The following is an 18,561-nucleotide window of genomic DNA, read 5'->3' as shown; positions in this document are numbered from 1 at the left end:
AAAACCTCTCTAATTATTATTTATTCCTTTTAGGTGAATTAAATTATGATTAAGCCATCTTTCAGCACCATAAACGCCATCTTCTTTATCTTTATAATTTATTGAGATAAGTTTTTCAATTTTTTCTTTCAAAGAAGAATTTATATCTTCCAAATTTAAACCAGGGTATCTTGAACATGGAGTAATGGCATAATTATGCTGACAATAACCAATAGTAGAGAATAGATACGCACCATGAGTTAGATTCTCAAGCTTAATGACTTTAGATGCCTTGTTAATATCCCCGTCTAAATTTGGACATGAGTGAGGTTTTGTATCATCAATACCCAATGCTTTAACGAAAGATTGCATATGCTCTTTTGATGTGTGGTCATAATACTTGTTTTGATAGATGTTTCTCCTACCGGACCATCTTGCAATGTTTAGTTCACTCATACCGCCAAACTTAGCAAATGTATTCAACAAATGCCTTGGTTGATGTGAATGCATGGAAAAGGGTATTTCATGTTCATCATAAAACCCATGACGTTCAAAAATATTCTTATAAAGTTTGTTTACAGCAGAGTTTTTATTAATATCAGTCATAAAAAAGCTATATGTAGGTCGATACAATTTCCATTCATTAGTGTCTTTCATTGGATGTAATTGATGTTCATTTATCAAGCACAACGCATTGCTATATTTGGTTTTTGAATATTGATCCAAATATGGAAATTCTTTTGGCTTGAAACTACGAATCTCATTCCATAATGACTTTAATGTAAAATTAAAATCATATCGTATTAAGTTATTTATCCCATAATTTAAAACTAATCGTCTTAACTTATCTTTGCATTTTTCTCTTTCGGTTATATCATATCCTAATGCTTGGCACACCTCTATGACGGTTAGAGGCTTATTTGGATTGATATTAGGACATGTCGCTGTCATAAATACTTCTTCTTTTAAATTTTCATGCCATTGAGCTAATCCTCTTGCCTGCTCGGAAATGCGTCTTAATCTTGCTATAGCTTTCTTCGCAACTGGAACCATAGCAGTAGATATCCATTTTATATCTGCCCCAGCTCCTTTAGATGTATAAATCCTCAATCCATAACGAGCGATTCCTTCACTATCACTCTCAAATATTTCACAATCTTCTGAAAGAGATAAAATTTCGTTTATTCTGCATGGGGCACACATCAACAAAGCAAATATGGATGTAGTAAAAATGTCTTTTAAACTAAGCAAATGATCCTCTTTAGCAAAGATACTCGCTAAAGCCTCCATTGCCTTTAAATCAGAAAGTTTTCCATCTTTTCCAATAATTTCATCTATAGATTGCCTATCTGCTGATTTCTTAGCCCTGATAGGACTAACCCATTTCATGGTAAAAGATTTAACGAAATTATGGTTAATAAGAAATTTTGATATGCGCTCTAATGTCTTGCCAACTTTAGCAACAACTGAAATACTATATTTAGATTTTGAGATCCTTACTGCATTATCAAAGACCATTATGGTACAGTTAGTTATCTTAGCATTACCTGTCAACTGGATAAGCGACTTCTCGATTAGCTTTAAAGCTCTCATTTCTTCCTTAAGCTTTATTTTATTACCAAGAGCCTGATGGTAAATGATAAATGCTTTAGCAAAATCTAAAAAATCCGAATCTAATGTATCCTGTGGGCTTAAAATTCCTTTCTTGGCATCGAGTTTTCTAAATGTATAAAACCCCTTCCACACATTATTATTCCAATCGAAATCTGGGCCATAGACGTTAAGTTTGTTTCTACAAAAATTAATGAAATCACTGATGTTTTCTTCTGCTTTTGACTTTGAACTTTCAAAAATTAAATTTTTCATAATATCACCAACTGTTAAAATGTTTGCACTCAGTACAACCTTTAATTAATACATTTTTTTCTGTTCTACATCCTCGAATGTCGCTAACAAAAATATTAAGCAAAATGTCGCCTTCATAAGCTTGTTTACCCAAAAAAATGTCAGATATAGGCTGAAGATATTTAGATATCGCTTTATCTATGTCTATTACATTATCAGGAAGATTCTGAACATAGCAGCCTACACTTCCTGTTCCAGAATGGTCCAAAGACATAGCAATTGACGCTAAACTTTCACCGGACTTAGCCAGCATTGTGGCAAATGTGTATCGAAATCTGACTGAGCTAATTCGTATAATCTTCCCCGTTCTTGGAGAGACTAATTTCATTTTCTTAGACAATGATGCTATTGCACGATTCATTGATCCTGTAGTTATATGAAGATCTTCATTTTCTAAATAGTGTTCAATATCAATATCCCTGTCTAAATTTCGTAAGCTATATGTTGATAAGAAAAGAGGGATTTTATCAATGTTTTTATACTTTAATTCACATCCAAGATAATCAGAAATAATCTCAGTATTGATATCTAATATTTTGTGCAATGTGTCCCATAACGATTCATTTATTTCAACTTTTCTATAGCTACCTTTATTTACACCTCTCTGTTTTTTTCTTGGTATATTCAAATAATAAATATTATTTTCATTAAATAGATCTTTCCTTTTCAAGGCTGTTAATTGCGAAATCCTTCTTCCACTATGCAATAAAAGTTTTAGCATGGCGTAAGTATGGATACTTATTTTCCCTGTGTTATAAGCCTCTTCCGTAGCATTTGAAATACACTTTAACTCTTCAATATTAAAAGGTCCTTTATTGGGGTCCCTCATTTTTACAACATCACCATAGCCATATTTTTTTATTTTTATCTCATTAAATAGTTTAATGACTTTTGAATCTATCCCTGGAAAGTTTAATGAGTGCCATTTGTTTAGCATTACTTTTAATTTACTGAATTGATACAAACGATTTTTACCCAACCTAGCCATGAAGTTTAATATTAATGATTCATCTATATAATCTACTACCTGTTTATTAATCATCTTGTTAAAAGTATGGAACACATGCTCCGCATAACCATCACTTAACTCACTTACAAAATATGTCATTGTTTTTATAAAACCATCATATAGCCCTTCATTTAAATATTTTAGAGTTTCAGCAATATTCAGATTACAGTTTTTGCTTATTTTCCAGTTATCATCAAAGGTATTGACCTCATATCCAGAACTACTCAATATATAATCATTATTATACTTTTTTAATCTCGCTTTATTCATTTTGACCTCCACCTAAAAAATACTCTATTTTCATCTGCACCTTTCTCATCAATAAATTAGACTGCTCTATATTAAATTTATGGTTATAGAACTTTACTGTCCCTGAGTTTGGAGACCAACCCATTAAATAAGATCTAATCTCTTCAGGTTCAAAACTTACTCCTTCTTTTCGAAGATTTGATGATTCTTTAGAAAATACATAATTCCAAGTATGTCTAAGACGATGCCCTGAAAAATCATTCAAAGTTGGGTCTATTCGTTTTATTTTCATAATCATTTTCTCGTATGCAGATATGGTTAAAGGGAAACCACACTTCGATAAACTACCTTGACAGATAAACAAAAAATCATGTTTGTTTTTTTTAGAATATTTCTGCCTTTCACCAGTCATGTAATTATATATTTTACTTTCTAACCAATCGGAAAAATACAAGTCCCTATTGAGGGTTTTAACTAATGGTTGATTTAATCTATCATCGAATATATCGTCATGCCTTCGGACTATTTTTATAATCTTTTTCTCAAAATCTATATCACTGATTCTTAAATTGAGTAATTCTCCAGCACGAATGCCGAGGCAATACAACATAGTAATAATTAATTCATTTCGTGATTGAACAGATTTGCTAAAAGGATTTAATTCGGATTCTGGTTGTAAACACTTAAAAACCTTGACTATCTGCGAATCGCTTAATGACTTTTGAACTTTAGTATAGAAATCAAAATCTATTTGTTTCCTTGGTCTTCTTTCCCTAATACTATTTATAAACCTCGATATATCCTCACGGCGTTCGTAATCATACCTTATCAAATATTCACAGAGCCACTCTAAATAATTAGCAACAGTGCTTAGTCTGCTATATTTAGTATAATCCTTCAAAATATTACTATTGATATTAACAACCTTTCTTACCTTATGGCGTTTTGTCAGATATTGAGTTAAGTCATCAATTTCATAAGAAGTAAGAAATTTTCTTCCTAAAATCCTTTCCATTATATTCATGTTCTTTTCATCAAAAAAAGACTGCAACAAACCTAACACCTTAGCATTAGATTCAATTGTATTAATAGAAAGCCCTTTATTTCGAAAATTGGCGGTTAGATACATATTAGGATAAAATAATGGCTTTAATGTTTTTTTATTAATTAAGACACAATATCTTTCCCCGTTTTCGAAAATTGTTTTCCTCACACTATAAATGCACATACCCCCTCCTTTTAAATTTTACATTTAATAGATTGCTCTGGATATATATTTTATTAATTATAATTTTACAAATATTTTTATGATAGATTTATTATTAATACTATGATTTGAATAGAGAAAAAGAACTAATATTTACAGAAATTAATATCAGTCTGAATAAAACATAAGTTATCCAGAGTCATTTCTCGCAAACACTTATAAATATTATCTATTACAACTATTGTAAAGTATATTGTAAATTTTACCCTAAATTAGGCCTCAAAGTTTACATTACCACTATAACTAAATCTCACAGTTTTAATTACGTGAATTCCCAATTTTTTCTAAGATCCAGTTTTCAATTTCACTTTCAATAAAAGCAACTGCACGAGCACCAATTTTAATCGGGGCTGGAAATAGGTTTTGATTGATAAGATGATAAATCCAAGCCTTACCATATCCAGTTCTGTCGATAACTTCTGGTAAACGAATAAGGCGAGTATTCTGCTGATTCATATTTTATTCCTCATTTCAGTTGCGATGGGAATTACTATATAAATGAATCAGCAACAAAAGTAGCGAACTTCATAACACCTAAATGATAGAAATTAACTCTTTTCAGAATCAGAGAGTTTCATGGTGTCTGAAACTCTCATGTTTTTTAAATGGCTATTCTTGTTTATGAAGTAATAAAACTGCCTGATGAAGTCAACTGAGGCCGCTTTGAGGGCAAGTGGTCTGTCGGTATCCTTTACATGATAGTGAAGTCTGATCTGACTTTCATCATCATCATCGGTATAAAGCAGCCTGGACAGTCGATCATCCGATACACGAATCTGTTTAATCTTTGTCCAAACTAAAATGTCGAGCATAGGGATGATTCGATAGTTGATAAGCTTCTTAATGGTTCCATATCCAAAGCGAACGGAATCCAGAGGGTTTTCCTGTATTTCCATGTACTTACGCCACTGAGGTAATGCCGCTTTGAGTGATTCCGCAATTTCGTCGTCTGTGCCACTTGAGAGATCAACTTCTAACATGACTGTTCTTTGGAATTGGTCGGGTAAACTTTCGTAGAGAGTTTCTTCCTGTAGCTCACCGTTGATTGAATACTTATCATCGCCATGCCACACAAAAGTGCCCCGTTGCATTGAGATGATGCTCAGTTCAGCAAGTCGTTCAAGTGTAGTTAGAAAGAAATGAGGCGGTTGAAACAATCGGTTGTCCGGTGCCATATAGCCAAGTTGCTTTTCCTCAATCAAGAATGGATTTCCGCTGAAAATTTTTTCGAAGTATCCCATTAGGGCTTTTGCCTCAAAATCCTCCCTGTAGCTTTTGAAGAACAGTGTTCTGGCCCACAGCTCGTGGTATAACTGTAGAAGGGTGAGATCTTCGAACTTACGATATGTGTCGATATCTAACCATTTCTTGATTTCTTTGGTATGTTCAGTTGTCCAGTTTTTCACTCATCCTCTCCGTCTATAACTCAATATTTAAGTAAACTATACGGGGGGTGATTCGGGGAGTAAATATCGATTTAAAGATCTTTAGTTGTTATCAACCCGCTGATTATTAAAGAAAATAACAATGAAATCGATATTCAGATTCAGAATATTGAGTAAGCCTGAGAGGCCCGGCATGGCGGGCCTTTTCTATAGCGTCAGCGCAAGAAACTGTTCAGCCGTAATCAAGCCCTTTTTCTCCAGCTGTATTGCCACTGCCCGCTCCGAGCGGCCAAATTTCAGGCTCAGCGCATCCAGTGAGGGATTTTCCAGAAATTCTGCTTCAAGCTGCATCTTTTCCTGTTCCGTCCAGGGAAAATTTGATTTTGCGGGCCGACCTTCTGCAATGTTTCTCTGCTGACGTTCCTCTGCTGTGGGCTTGCCCCTTTTCAGCTTCTCAGGCTCTTCTGCCAGCTCATCGGAAAGCGAAAACAACAGGCGAATGGCATCAGGCTGATTAACAATGGATCCGGGCGCGATAAATTCCCCGGTGTCGGGATTAACGCCATTGGCCAGCGCTTTTAGCGCCGCAGAGATATTCATCGTCATTTCTCCTTTAATATTCGATATGAACGATAATTTTTCTAATCCTTATATTGAGTTTATGATCGCTCAATGCCTACGAAATGATGGTTAATGAATTAGAAAAACTAATTTATTTTTCTTTGCCTTAGAAAATCTCAATCGTGATCTTCCGCACAAATCGCTACTCTGCCGCCATCTGTGACGGGGGCAAGTATGCTGCTACATATTCTCTACTTAATTGGTATCACCGCCGAAGCGATGACCGGTGCGCTGGCCGCCGGACGCCGCCGGATGGACACCTTTGGCGTCATCATTATTGCGACTGCCACTGCGCTGGGCGGTGGCTCCGTTCGTGACATTCTGCTCGGTCACTATCCACTGGGCTGGGTGAAGAACCCTGAGTATGTCGTGATCGTCGCTGTCGCCGCTGTTGTTACTACCATTGTTGCTCCGGTGATGCCTCATCTGCGCCGCCTGTTTCTGGTTCTGGATGCTCTGGGCCTGGTCGTGTTCTCCATTATCGGTGCGCAGATTGCGCTGGATATGGGTGAAGGCCCGATTATCGCCTCTATCGCTGCGGTCGTTACCGGCGTCTTTGGCGGCGTGCTGCGAGACATGTTCTGTAAGCGTATCCCGCTGGTCTTCCAGAAAGAGCTGTATGCCGGCGTCTCTTTCGCTTCAGCAGTGCTCTACATCGCTTTACAGCATTACGTCAGCAGCCATGATGTTGTGGTGATTGCCACACTGCTGTTTGGTTTCACGATGCGTATGCTGGCGCTTCGCCTGAAGCTGGGTCTGCCTGTCTTTCACTACAAGCACAGCGCTCACTGATCCTGGAAGCCCGGCACGCCTTGTGCTGCCAGCCATCCCCCAAGCTCGCGAATCTGCGGATCGGCCAGCCAACGTAGCAGTTGGCTGGTTTTTGCTTTGCCCATTCCAGGCAGGGTTTGCCACTCCTGCTCTGACATTCTCAGAACCTGCGACCAGCGCTTCGCCGACAGCGCAGGAAATGCTTTTTGATTCAGCGGTATCGCCAGCGCCTTTAACCACTGAATAAACGGCTGCTGTTTTACAAGATCAAACTTATGCCACAACAGGTTCGCTCTTTCTGGCGAAATGCCTGGCGTTTGCCGCAGCTCCGTTTCGCTTAGCGTCATCCAGGAAAAAAGATGTTCTAAGCGGTGTGTTCGCATAAGCTGCCGCCACAGTGCTTCGCCAACGCCATTTATATGCAGCTGCTGACCTGCCCACATCAGCCGGGACAGAAACTGAGGCTGGCATGCAGGAGAAGCCCGGTAGCAGCTCAGCGTGTTATAGGAAACTTGTGGCGGTTCGGGTTTGACTCGCTTTGTGCTTCTCCAGGCGACATCATCAATGCGCGGAATGCCCTGACCGGCGAGGCTGATGTTCAGCCTGTCGCCCGGGACAATATCCAGCTCTTGCCAGCGCCTGATCGAACCCACATTGACCCGGCGAACCTGCTTATCATCCAGCATGACAGGCTCAAGCAGAGCCACGACGGCTATCTTACCGGTTCGCCCAACGGCGAACTCAATCGACTTCACTTCGGCAATCTGCGTGGCGGGAGGATATTTCCATGCTGCAACCCAGGTTCCCTCTCCCGGCTGCCAGTATTTACTCTCCGGCTCGCTGGCCGAACGTATGACCACGCCATCCGTTGCGAATGGCAAAGGCGTAGTGAACCAGCGCTGTCGCTGTTCTTCGACATCTGAAGGGCTGTTCACTGGGAGGGAGTACTGCGCCGCCAGAGGAAAGCCAGCCTTTTGCAATAAGGCCAGTTTTTGAGGAAAGGCTGCCGGGCCGTCTGGCCAACCCCAGACAAATAACCCGAGCGAGGCCAGCATTTCTGAGTCGGCTTTACGCAGTAAAGCCCCCGCGACTTTTGCTCGTGCGTTCATGCCGCCCATCTGCTTTTGAATATGTCCTTGTTCCTGAAGAAAAAGCTCACCCTGCAGGACACTGTTGGTCAGCAGGCCCTCAACGCGTTTTGGTACTGCGGGAATGCGCTTCACTTTTGCCGTCCAGTTTTCTCCGGAGAGGCCATTTCCGCGGCTGATCGCCTGCATCAGATTCCCGTCCCGGTAAACTAAAGTGACGGCCACGCCGTCTACTTTGGGTTGCACCCACAAATCCGTTTTTCCTGCCATCCACTGCACCAGCGCCTGACGGTCTTTGAATTTACGAACTCCCGTGTGTGCCACCGGGTGCAGGGTTGATCCATTAAGTGCCGGGATAGGCGGTTCCGTAACATCCTGGCCAAAGCAGCGCTGCCAGGCTTTTAGCTGGTCTTTCAACTGATCGAATTCATCATCGCTGACGCCGCTGCTCCCGGATTGCCAGTAGGCCATATTCCAGGTATCTGTCTGCTTTTGCAGTCTGGCAATTTCCTTGGCGGCTCTGGCTTCAGGCCATTCAGGACAATCGGCTTGGACTGAAAACGCCTGACATGCCAGCAATGCCGCAAAAATCCTTCTTATCCCTGTCATTTCGCTTCTCCTGCTTAATTGGGAGAGGTTGTAACGTGAAGATGAATCGTCTGCGAGGCGGCTTTTTGGGGATTGCGAAGCGTCTTCAGAGGAAAAGCGTTTGTTGCTGTAACTCAGCAAAAAATCGGGAAAGCAGTACGCAAAAGGGAAGAAACTGACGTAAAAAGTGTGACAAAGGCTACGTCACGCAGCGGTGACGTGTATAATAGGCTCGTATGTAGACTTTCTTTCGACTCACATACACAAGACTCTCATGGCTCAAGGCACGCTTTATATTGTTTCTGCCCCTAGTGGCGCGGGTAAATCCAGCCTGATTCAGGCATTGCTGAAAACCCAACCGTTGTATGACACCCAGGTTTCTGTTTCACACACCACGCGTTCTCCGCGTCCGGGTGAAGTGCACGGTGAACACTATTTCTTTGTCGATCATGCCGAATTCAAAACGATGATTGGCCGGGATGCGTTTCTTGAGCATGCGGAAGTTTTTGGAAATTATTACGGCACCTCACGTGAAACCATCGAGCAGGTGCTGAAAACCGGTGTAGATGTGTTTCTCGATATCGACTGGCAGGGCGCGCAGCAAATCCGCAAAGCCATGCCGGAATCGCGCAGCATCTTTATTCTGCCGCCCTCGAAAGAGGAGCTCGACCGTCGTTTGCGCGGCCGTGGCCAGGACAGCGAAGAAGTCATCGCTAAACGTATGGCGCAGGCCGTTGCCGAAATGAGCCACTACGCCGAGTACAACTACCTGATTGTGAACGATGATTTTGATACCGCCCTCGGCGATTTGAAAACCATCATTCGGGCTGAACGTCTGCGCATGCGCCGCCAAATGCAGCGCCATGACGCTTTAATCAGCAAACTATTGGCAGACTGAACCCACATTCAGTATCATGCCCAGTCATTTCGTCACCTGTGGAGCTTTTGAAATATGGCACGCGTAACTGTTCAGGACGCTGTAGAGAAAATTGGTAACCGTTTTGACCTGGTACTGGTCGCCGCGCGTCGCGCTCGTCAGATGCAGGTAGGCGGTAAAGATCCGCTGGTTGCGGAAGAAAACGACAAAACTACCGTTATCGCTTTGCGCGAAATCGAAGAAGGTCTGATCAACAACCAGATCCTCGACGTGCGCGAGCGCCAGGAGCAGCAAGAGCAGGAAGCCGCAGAACTGCAGGCCGTTACCGCCATTGCTGAAGGTCGTCGTTAATTAACTCTGCGGGTCGCCCTTGTATCTGTTTGAGAGCCTGAATCAGCTGATTCAATCTTACCTGCCGGAAGACCAGATTAAGCGTCTCCAGCAGGCGTACCTCGTTGCACGTGATGCCCACGAGGGACAGGCACGTTCAAGCGGTGAACCCTATATCACGCACCCGGTTGCTGTAGCCTGCATTCTGGCCGAGATGAAACTCGACTACGAAACGCTGATGGCTGCGCTTCTGCATGACGTGATCGAAGATACCCCCGCCACCTATCAGGACATGGAACAGCTGTTTGGCAAAAGCGTTGCCGAGCTGGTGGAAGGGGTGTCGAAGCTTGATAAGCTCAAGTTCCGCGACAAGAAAGAGGCGCAGGCCGAAAACTTCCGCAAGATGATTATGGCGATGGTGCAGGATATCCGCGTCATTCTCATCAAACTTGCTGACCGTACCCACAACATGCGCACGCTGGGCTCGCTTCGCCCGGATAAACGTCGCCGCATTGCCCGTGAAACGCTGGAAATTTATAGCCCGCTGGCGCACCGTTTAGGTATTCACCACATCAAAACTGAGCTCGAAGAGCTGGGTTTTGAAGCGCTGTACCCGAACCGCTATCGCGTCATTAAAGAAGTGGTAAAAGCCGCGCGGGGCAACCGTAAAGAGATGATTCAGAAGATCCTCTCTGAAATTGACGGTCGTCTGCAGGAAGCGGGCATTCCAAGCCGCGTCAGCGGTCGGGAAAAACATCTTTACTCCATCTACTGCAAAATGGTGCTCAAAGAGCAGCGTTTTCACTCGATCATGGACATCTACGCGTTCCGCGTCATCGTTCATGATGTCGACACCTGCTATCGCGTGCTCGGGCAGATGCACAGCCTTTACAAGCCGCGTCCAGGGCGAGTGAAAGACTACATCGCCATTCCGAAAGCGAACGGCTATCAATCTTTGCACACCTCCATGATTGGTCCGCACGGCGTGCCTGTTGAAGTGCAGATTCGCACCGAAGACATGGACGTAATGGCGGAAATGGGTGTGGCTGCACACTGGGCTTACAAAGAGAACGGCGAAAGCAGCACCACGGCGCAAATCCGTGCCCAGCGCTGGATGCAGAGCCTGCTCGAACTCCAGCAGAGTGCCGGTAGCTCGTTTGAATTTATCGAGAGCGTAAAATCTGATCTCTTCCCGGATGAGATTTATGTTTTCACCCCGGAAGGCCGCATTGTCGAACTTCCCGCGGGCGCAACACCCGTCGACTTCGCCTATGCCGTGCATACCGATATCGGCCATGCCTGCGTGGGCGCACGCGTCGACAGGCAGCCTTATCCGCTGTCGCAGCCGCTGACCAGCGGGCAAACGGTAGAAATCATTACCGCACCTGGTGCCCGTCCGAATGCCGCGTGGCTGAACTTTGTTGTCAGCTCCAAAGCGCGTGCTCGTATTCGCCAATTGCTGAAAAACCTGAAGCGCGATGACTCCGTGAGTCTTGGCCGTCGCCTGCTGAATCATGCACTGGGCGGAAGCCGAAAACTGGCTGAAATTCCTCAGGAAAACATCCACCGTGAGCTGGTGCGCATGAAGCTTGCCACGCTTGACGATCTGCTGGCCGAAATTGGTCTTGGCAACGCAATGAGCGTGGTGGTGGCGAAAAACCTTCAGCAGGGTGAAGCCGGTGCAGCACAGCCTCCGGTGCCTTCTGGTCACGGTCATCTGCCCATCAAAGGCGCAGACGGTGTGCTGATCACCTTCGCTAAATGCTGTCGCCCAATTCCTGGCGATCCGATCATCGCCCACGTCAGCCCGGGTAAAGGGCTGGTTATCCATCACGAGTCGTGCCGAAATATTCGCGGTTACCAGAAAGAGCCCGAAAAATTCATGGCCGTGGAGTGGGATAAAGAAACCGAACAGGAATTTATCACCGAAATTAAGGTGGATATGTTCAACCATCAGGGTGCGCTGGCGAACCTGACCGCCGCGATCAACACCGCCTCATCGAATATTCAGAGCCTGAATACGGAAGAGAAAGATGGCCGCGTCTACAGCGCCTTTATTCGTCTGACGGCACGCGATCGCGTTCATCTGGCCAACATCATGCGCAAAATTCGCGTTATGCCGGATGTGATTAAAGTCACCCGTAACAGAAACTAGTGTTATGAATTCACAGCGTTACGCGCGTATCTGTGAGATGCTCGCCAGGCGTCAGCCTGACCTGACGGTCTGCATGGAAGAAGTTCATAAGCCTCACAACGTCTCGGCAATTGTCCGCACGGCAGATGCCGTAGGCGTGCACGAAGTTCACGCTGTCTGGCCAAAAGGTGGCATGCGCACCATGGCCTCCACGGCTGCGGGCAGTAACAGCTGGGTCCAGGTTAAAACGCATCCAACCATCGGCGAAGCCGTCGCCATCCTTAAAGGCCGCGGCATGCAAATTCTTGCCACTCATCTCTCTGATAAAGCCGTTGATTTTCGCGATATCGACTACACGCGTCCGACCTGCATTTTGATGGGGCAGGAAAAAACCGGCATCACTCAGGAGGCGCTGGATCTGGCAGACCAAGACATCATTATCCCGATGACCGGCATGGTACAGTCGCTGAACGTCTCCGTGGCTTCTGCGCTTATTCTTTACGAAGCCCAGCGCCAGCGGCAGAACGCCGGAATGTATCAACGCGAAGAGAGCACGTTGCCCGTCGATGAACAGCAGCGTCTGCTGTTTGAGGGCGGTTATCCGGTTCTGGCGCATGTCGCCCGGCGTAAGCAGTTGCCTTATCCACCCGTCAACGAACGTGGCGAAATCGAGGCGGATGAAGCCTGGTGGGCCACCATGCAGGCGGCGAAGTAAGCCATGAAGGGCCGTCTGCTGGATGCTGTGCCGCTAAGTGCGCTCACGGGCGTTGGCGCGGCGCAGACCAGCAAACTGGCTAAAATCGGCCTGCATAACGTGCAGGATTTGCTGCTACACCTGCCGCTGCGCTACGAAGACCGAACCCATCTCTACCCAATCAACGACCTTCTGCCCGGCATTTACGCCACCGTGGAAGGCGAAGTCCTGAACTGCAATATCACCTTCGGTGGCCGCCGGATGATGACGTGCCAGATTAGTGATGGCACAGGCATCCTCACCATGCGCTTCTTTAACTTCAATGCGGCGATGAAAAGCAGCCTCGCTACGGGCCGACGCGTGCTGGCCTATGGTGAAGCTAAACGCGGGAAGTATGGCGCGGAAATGATCCACCCGGAATATCGGGTTCAGGGTGACATGAGCGAGCCAGAGTTACAGGAAACGCTGACGCCCGTCTACCCGACGACCGAAGGCGTGCGTCAGGCCACGTTGCGCAAACTGACCGATCAGGCGCTCGATTTGCTCGACACCTGCGCTATCTCCGAATTGTTACCCCCTGAACTGGCACAAGGGCTGATGAGCCTGCCGGAAGCCCTGCGTACCTTGCACCGCCCACCGCCAACGTTACAGCTTGCGGATTTAGACAGCGGTCAGCACCCGGCGCAGCGCCGCCTGATAATGGAAGAGTTGTTAGCACACAATCTCAGCATGCTTGCCCTGCGTGCAGGTGCTCAGCGCTATCATGCTGAGCCGCTGGGTGCGAAAGATGAACTGAAAAACGGCTTGCTTGCGGCACTGCCGTTCAAGCCTACGGGTGCACAGGCACGCGTGGTGGCTGAAATCGAAAAAGACATGGCAAAGGACATTCCGATGATGCGCCTGGTTCAGGGCGACGTGGGTTCCGGGAAAACGCTGGTCGCAGCCCTTGCCGCTTTGCGCGCCATTGCGCACGGTAAGCAGGTCGGGCTGATGGCTCCGACGGAACTGCTGGCCGAACAGCATGCCAATAACTTCCGCAGCTGGTTTGCGCCGCTTGGCATTGAAGTGGGCTGGCTTGCCGGGAAGCAGAAAGGAAAAGCGCGCCAGGCCCAGCAGGAGGCCATCGCCAGCGGTCAGGTACAGATGGTGGTTGGTACGCACGCCATTTTCCAGGAACAGGTACAGTTTAACGGCCTGGCGCTGGTCATCATCGACGAACAGCACCGCTTCGGCGTCCATCAGCGCCTGGCGCTGTGGGAAAAAGGACAGCAGCAGGGCTTCCATCCGCACCAGCTGATCATGACCGCCACGCCCATCCCCCGCACGCTGGCAATGACCGCGTATGCCGATCTCGACACGTCCGTTATCGACGAACTGCCGCCGGGAAGAACGCCGGTTACGACAGTGGCCATTGGCGATACGCGGCGTCACGAAATTATCGATCGCGTGCGTAACGCCTGCACGCATGAAGGCCGCCAGGCATACTGGGTATGTACGCTGATTGAAGAGTCGGAATTACTGGAAGCGCAGGCGGCAGAAGCCACCTGGGAAGAGCTGAAAATCGCCTTGCCGGAGCTGAATATCGGCCTCGTTCACGGTCGAATGAAGCCCGCCGAGAAGCAGGCAGTCATGCAGGCGTTTAAGCAGGGGGAACTGCATTTGCTTATCGCGACGACGGTGATTGAAGTGGGCGTGGACGTACCCAACGCCAGCCTGATGATCATCGAAAACCCGGAGCGTCTGGGTCTGGCGCAGCTACATCAGCTGCGCGGGCGCGTTGGGCGCGGGGCCGTTGCTTCCCACTGTGTACTACTCTATAAAGCACCGCTGTCGAAAACGGCACAAAAGCGCCTGCAGGTGCTTCGTGACAGCAATGACGGCTTTGTGATTGCGCAAAAGGATCTGGAAATTCGTGGTCCCGGCGAACTCCTTGGAACCCGCCAGACGGGGGCGGCGGAATTTAAGGTCGCGGATTTGCTGCGCGATCAGGCGATGATCCCGGACGTTCAGCGCATAGCCCGCCATATTCACGAAAAATACCCGCAGCAGGCGCAGGCGCTTATCGAGCGCTGGATGCCGGAAACCGAACGTTATTCCAACGCGTAGCCCTGCGGCTGCGCGCAATTTTATCTTCCACAATGAGTACGTTATGAGACGAGAACTTGCCATCGAATTTTCGCGTGTGACCGAGGCCGCAGCGCTTGCGGGTTACAAATGGCTGGGCCGTGGTGACAAAAACACCGCCGACGGCGCTGCGGTAAACGCGATGCGCATCATGCTGAACAAGGTCAATATCGACGGTACCATCGTCATTGGCGAAGGCGAAATTGATGAAGCACCGATGTTGTTTATCGGCGAGCAGGTTGGCACCGGCAATGGTGATGCGGTGGATATCGCAGTGGATCCCATTGAAGGCACCCGCATGACGGCAATGGGCCAGGCGAATGCGCTGGCCGTGCTGGCGGTGGGTGACAAAGGCTGCTTCCTGAACGCGCCGGATATGTATATGGAAAAGCTGATTGTTGGTCCAGGCGCGAAAGGCGCTATCGACCTGAATTTGCCGCTGGAAGAGAACCTGCGCAACGTCGCTAAGGCGCTGAACAAGCCTCTGACTGAGCTTACCGTCACCATTCTTGCTAAACCGCGCCACGATCGGGTCATTGCCGATATGCAAAAGCTTGGCGTGCGCGTCTTCGCTATTCCTGATGGCGACGTGGCGGCCTCTATTCTCACCTGTATGCCGGACAGCGAAGTGGACGTACTTTATGGCATCGGCGGCGCGCCGGAAGGCGTTGTTTCCGCTGCGGTTATCCGCGCGCTGGATGGCGATATGCAAGGGCGTCTGCTGGCGCGCCATGATGTCAAAGGCGATACGCCGGAGAACCGTCGCATTGGTGAGAATGAGCTTGAGCGCTGTGCGGCGATGGGCATCGAAGCCGGGAAAGTGCTGCGGCTGGATGAAATGGCGAAGAGCGATAACGTGATTTTCTCCGCCACCGGGATCACCAAAGGCGATCTGCTTGACGGCATTACCCGCAAAGGCAATATCGCCACCACTGAAACCCTGATGATTCGCGGTAAGTCACGTACCATTCGCCGGATTCAGTCCATTCATTATCTGGACCGTAAAGACCCGGAAATTCAGCGCCACATCCTGTAAATCATTTGTCCGCAAGAGCTTTCCAGCCGGTTAAGGGCTGGAAATCTTCTTCTCGCCTGGCGAAGATAGGCACATCAACGCAGCGAGGAGAAGATCATGGCGGATTGGGTTACAGGTAAAGTTACCAAAGTCGAGTACTGGACGGATGCCCTGTTCAGCCTCACCGTGCATGCCCCTGTTCATCCTTTTACGGCTGGCCAGTTCACCAAGCTTGGGCTGGAAATCGACGGCGAGCGCGTCCAGCGCGCCTATTCTTACGTCAATGCGCCGAATAATCCCGATCTTGAGTTTTACCTGGTCACCGTCCCTGAAGGCAAACTGAGCCCGCGCCTTGCGGCGCTGAAGCCGGGTGACGAGGTGCAGGTGGTCAGCGAAGCTGCCGGCTTCTTCGTTCTGGACGAAGTGCCGGACTGCGAGACGCTCTGGATGCTGGCAACCGGTACCGCGCTTGGGCCGTATCTGTCGATTTTGCAGGAAGGTAAAGATCTGGCGCGCTTTAAAAACCTCGTGCTGGTTCACGCCGTGCGTTACGCCGCCGATTTAAGCTACCTGCCGCTGATGCTGGAGCTGCAAAAGCGCTACGAAGGGAAACTGAGGATTCAAACCGTCGTGAGCCGCGAAAGTGTACCAGGTTCGCTGACGGGCCGCGTGCCAGCGCTGATTGAAAGCGGGGAACTGGAAGCGGCAGCCGGTCTGACGATGACCACGGAAAACAGTCATGTGATGCTGTGTGGCAACCCGCAGATGGTACGTGATACGCAGCAGTTACTGAAAGATTCCCGGCAGATGACCAAACATTTGCGCCGCCGACCGGGCCATATGACCGCTGAACACTACTGGTGATCAGCGGTATTTGACATCCAGCGTCTCTTTGCCGTACTTGTTTTCTCCCTGGGTGCCAACGAACGCGCCCAGGTCAATCAGCATCATGACCATGATAATTGTCGGGAGCAGCCGCCCGACGGCCCACGACCAGACGCCCGGCAGAACGGACCAGTTTCCGGCCAGCAGCATCCACGCCAGAATCATTAGCAGCGCCCAAATGCCCGAGCGGCCCCGGTCGTGCAGGCGTTTTACGGTCACGGCCGCCGTGGGCCAGAGCAGGCACACCAGCGCAAAGGCAGCGGTTTGCAGATTCAGCCAGCCGTTTCCTGCCAGGGTAAACAGCACAATCATCGCCAGTACCCAAATGCCCATCCACATCCAGAAGTCGCGGCGCCCGATGCGCCCGTTAATTGAAAATAACCATTGCTGCAGAGTCATGGAACATTCCTAATTGTCATCATGTCGCGTAGTTTACCCTGAAGTGGTCTCTTTTTGACAAGCGGGGCGGTTTACCGTTTTAATCGTCGTCGTATAACAATCTTAGGTAACAGACATGACAAAATGGCTGATGGTGTGTTTTCTTGGGCTGACTGTGCTTGTGGTCAGCCCATTTGTGCTTTCGGCTGAAACCACAGACGCCACCACCGCGCCTTATTTGCTGACAGGCTCGCCAACGTTTGATCTCTCCATCAGCCAGTTCCGCGAGAAATTTAACGCCGACAATCCCACGCTGCCGCTGAACGAATTTCGCTCCATCACCACCAACCGCGATCAGCTGACGCTGACCCGCGCCGCCAGCAAAATCAATGAAAACCTTTACGCTTCCACCGCGCTTGAGCGTGGCACGCTGAAAATCAAATCAATGCAGATAACCTGGCTGCCCATTCAGGGGCCGGAGCAGAAGGCCGCCAAAGCGAAGGCGCAGGAGTATATGAGCGCAGTTCTGCGGGTGTTTACCCCGGCCATTACCAAAGCGCAGAGCCTGCAGAAACTGCAAAAGCTGCTGGTGGCGGGTAAGAGCAAAAGCTATTACACCGTCAGTGAGGGTGCACTGCGCTATGTGGTGGCAGATAACGGTGAAAAGGGGCTGACCTTCGCTGTTGAACCGATTAAGCTGGCGCTATCTGAGACGCTGGAAAACAACAATAAATGACAAAAAGCAAAGCCTTTCCAGCGCCGAATCTCTATACTGTTTCACAGACCATGCCGCGCCTTACGGGCGGCCATCTTCCTTTATTCGCTTTTCAAAGCGTGGAGAATTCAAATGCGACATCCTTTAGTGATGGGTAACTGGAAACTGAACGGCAGCCGCCATATGGTAAACGAGCTGGTTGCGAACCTGCGTAAAGAGCTGACCGGCGTGACCGGCTGCGACGTAGCTATTGCCCCACCAGAAATGTACATCGACCTGGCAAAACAGGCCGCTGGCGGCAGCCACATCAACCTGGGCGCGCAGAACGTTGACCTGAACCTGTCCGGCGCATTCACCGGTGAAACCTCCGCAGAAATGCTCAAAGATATTGGCGCGAAATACATCATCATCGGCCACTCTGAGCGTCGTACCTATCACAAAGAATCCGACGAGCTGATCGCCAAAAAATTCGCCGTGCTGAAAGAGCAGGGCCTGATCCCGGTTCTGTGCATCGGTGAAACCGAAGCAGAAAACGAAGCGGGCAAAA

Annotated in this window: 18 protein-coding genes; 10 read left to right on the top strand and 8 right to left on the bottom strand. The window is 48.1% G+C overall.

All coding sequences use genetic code 11. From position 1 onward, the window contains the following. Window positions 1-9 precede the first annotated feature (9 nt). The 6 genes from RTU33_RS13180 to RTU33_RS13155 form a co-directional block, all read right to left on the bottom strand. Window positions 10-1,845 carry a DNA-binding protein gene (locus RTU33_RS13180; RefSeq protein ID WP_205067602.1) on the bottom strand — a complete coding sequence of 612 codons (1,836 nt, stop codon included), beginning with the start codon at window positions 1,843-1,845 and terminating at the stop codon, window positions 10-12. A gap of 4 nt (window positions 1,846-1,849) precedes the next feature. Beyond that, window positions 1,850-3,163: a site-specific integrase gene (locus RTU33_RS13175; RefSeq protein ID WP_205067603.1), complete on the bottom strand. Its 1,314-nt coding sequence runs from the start codon at window positions 3,161-3,163 to the stop codon at window positions 1,850-1,852. Beyond that, a complete protein-coding gene (locus RTU33_RS13170; protein WP_142470231.1) occupies window positions 3,156-4,370 on the bottom strand; it encodes a tyrosine-type recombinase/integrase in 1,215 nt (404 codons plus the stop codon). The genes RTU33_RS13175 and RTU33_RS13170 overlap by 8 nt, the downstream gene beginning before the upstream one ends. A 297-nt stretch (window positions 4,371-4,667) precedes the next feature. Then, a complete protein-coding gene (locus tag RTU33_RS13165) occupies window positions 4,668-4,865 on the bottom strand; it encodes a helix-turn-helix transcriptional regulator (protein WP_021463370.1) in 198 nt (65 codons plus the stop codon). 92 nt (window positions 4,866-4,957) lie between these two features. Next, on the bottom strand, window positions 4,958-5,815 hold the full coding sequence (locus RTU33_RS13160) for a DUF6387 family protein (RefSeq protein ID WP_033631362.1): 858 nt from the start codon (window positions 5,813-5,815) through the stop codon (window positions 4,958-4,960). 186 nt (window positions 5,816-6,001) lie between these two features. Next, complete coding sequence (locus RTU33_RS13155) at window positions 6,002-6,394, bottom strand: hypothetical protein (RefSeq protein WP_312627940.1); 393 nt, start codon at window positions 6,392-6,394, stop codon at window positions 6,002-6,004. Between the two features lie 195 nt (window positions 6,395-6,589). On the opposite strand from RTU33_RS13155, the gene RTU33_RS13150 reads away from it, so the two are divergent. Further along, on the top strand, window positions 6,590-7,207 hold the full coding sequence (locus RTU33_RS13150) for a trimeric intracellular cation channel family protein (RefSeq protein ID WP_312627938.1): 618 nt from the start codon (window positions 6,590-6,592) through the stop codon (window positions 7,205-7,207). On the opposite strand, the gene ligB is transcribed toward RTU33_RS13150, so the two are convergent. Then, window positions 7,201-8,883: an NAD-dependent DNA ligase LigB gene (gene ligB / locus RTU33_RS13145; RefSeq protein ID WP_312627937.1), complete on the bottom strand. Its 1,683-nt coding sequence runs from the start codon at window positions 8,881-8,883 to the stop codon at window positions 7,201-7,203. The genes RTU33_RS13150 and ligB overlap by 7 nt on opposite strands. Window positions 8,884-9,136: 253 nt before the next feature. Between ligB and gmk the strand changes: the two genes are divergently transcribed. From gmk to fpr, 7 genes are all read left to right on the top strand, one after another. Beyond that, entirely contained in the window at window positions 9,137-9,760 is a 624-nt protein-coding gene (gene gmk / locus RTU33_RS13140) for a guanylate kinase (RefSeq protein ID WP_312627936.1), read from the top strand. Window positions 9,761-9,814: 54 nt separating this feature from the next. Next, on the top strand, window positions 9,815-10,090 hold the full coding sequence (gene rpoZ / locus RTU33_RS13135) for a DNA-directed RNA polymerase subunit omega (RefSeq protein WP_031523238.1): 276 nt from the start codon (window positions 9,815-9,817) through the stop codon (window positions 10,088-10,090). A 19-nt stretch (window positions 10,091-10,109) separates the two neighbouring features. Further along, complete coding sequence (gene spoT / locus RTU33_RS13130) at window positions 10,110-12,224, top strand: bifunctional GTP diphosphokinase/guanosine-3',5'-bis pyrophosphate 3'-pyrophosphohydrolase (RefSeq protein WP_312627934.1); 2,115 nt, start codon at window positions 10,110-10,112, stop codon at window positions 12,222-12,224. 4 nt (window positions 12,225-12,228) lie between these two features. Next, a complete protein-coding gene (trmH, locus tag RTU33_RS13125) occupies window positions 12,229-12,918 on the top strand; it encodes a tRNA (guanosine(18)-2'-O)-methyltransferase TrmH (RefSeq protein ID WP_312627932.1) in 690 nt (229 codons plus the stop codon). Window positions 12,919-12,921: 3 nt separating this feature from the next. Continuing rightward, the gene (gene recG, locus RTU33_RS13120; RefSeq protein WP_312627931.1) at window positions 12,922-15,003 is read left to right on the top strand and encodes an ATP-dependent DNA helicase RecG; all 2,082 of its coding nucleotides are present in this window, start codon (window positions 12,922-12,924) and stop codon (window positions 15,001-15,003) included. A 43-nt stretch (window positions 15,004-15,046) separates the two neighbouring features. Beyond that, window positions 15,047-16,057 (top strand): class II fructose-bisphosphatase, encoded by a 1,011-nt coding sequence (gene glpX, locus RTU33_RS13115; RefSeq protein WP_312627929.1) that lies wholly within the window; start codon window positions 15,047-15,049, stop codon window positions 16,055-16,057. 96 nt (window positions 16,058-16,153) lie between these two features. After that, on the top strand, window positions 16,154-16,900 hold the full coding sequence (gene fpr / locus RTU33_RS13110; protein ID WP_312627927.1) for a ferredoxin--NADP(+) reductase: 747 nt from the start codon (window positions 16,154-16,156) through the stop codon (window positions 16,898-16,900). On the opposite strand, the gene RTU33_RS13105 is transcribed toward fpr, so the two are convergent. Then, complete coding sequence (locus RTU33_RS13105; RefSeq protein WP_312627926.1) at window positions 16,901-17,320, bottom strand: DUF805 domain-containing protein; 420 nt, start codon at window positions 17,318-17,320, stop codon at window positions 16,901-16,903. It lies immediately after the preceding gene. A gap of 115 nt (window positions 17,321-17,435) precedes the next feature. Here RTU33_RS13105 and RTU33_RS13100 point away from each other — a divergent pair, with 115 nt between their 5' ends. Further along, a complete protein-coding gene (locus tag RTU33_RS13100) occupies window positions 17,436-18,035 on the top strand; it encodes a DUF1454 family protein (protein ID WP_312627925.1) in 600 nt (199 codons plus the stop codon). 111 nt (window positions 18,036-18,146) lie between these two features. After that, window positions 18,147-18,561, top strand: a 415-nt coding sequence (gene tpiA, locus RTU33_RS13095; RefSeq protein WP_312627924.1) for a triose-phosphate isomerase, incomplete at its 3' end; no start/stop codon positions are given.

It is taken from the genome of Scandinavium sp. (assembly GCF_032012665.1).
GTDB lineage: Bacteria > Pseudomonadota > Gammaproteobacteria > Enterobacterales > Enterobacteriaceae > Scandinavium.
This window is presented reverse-complemented; position numbering and strand designations above follow the sequence as displayed.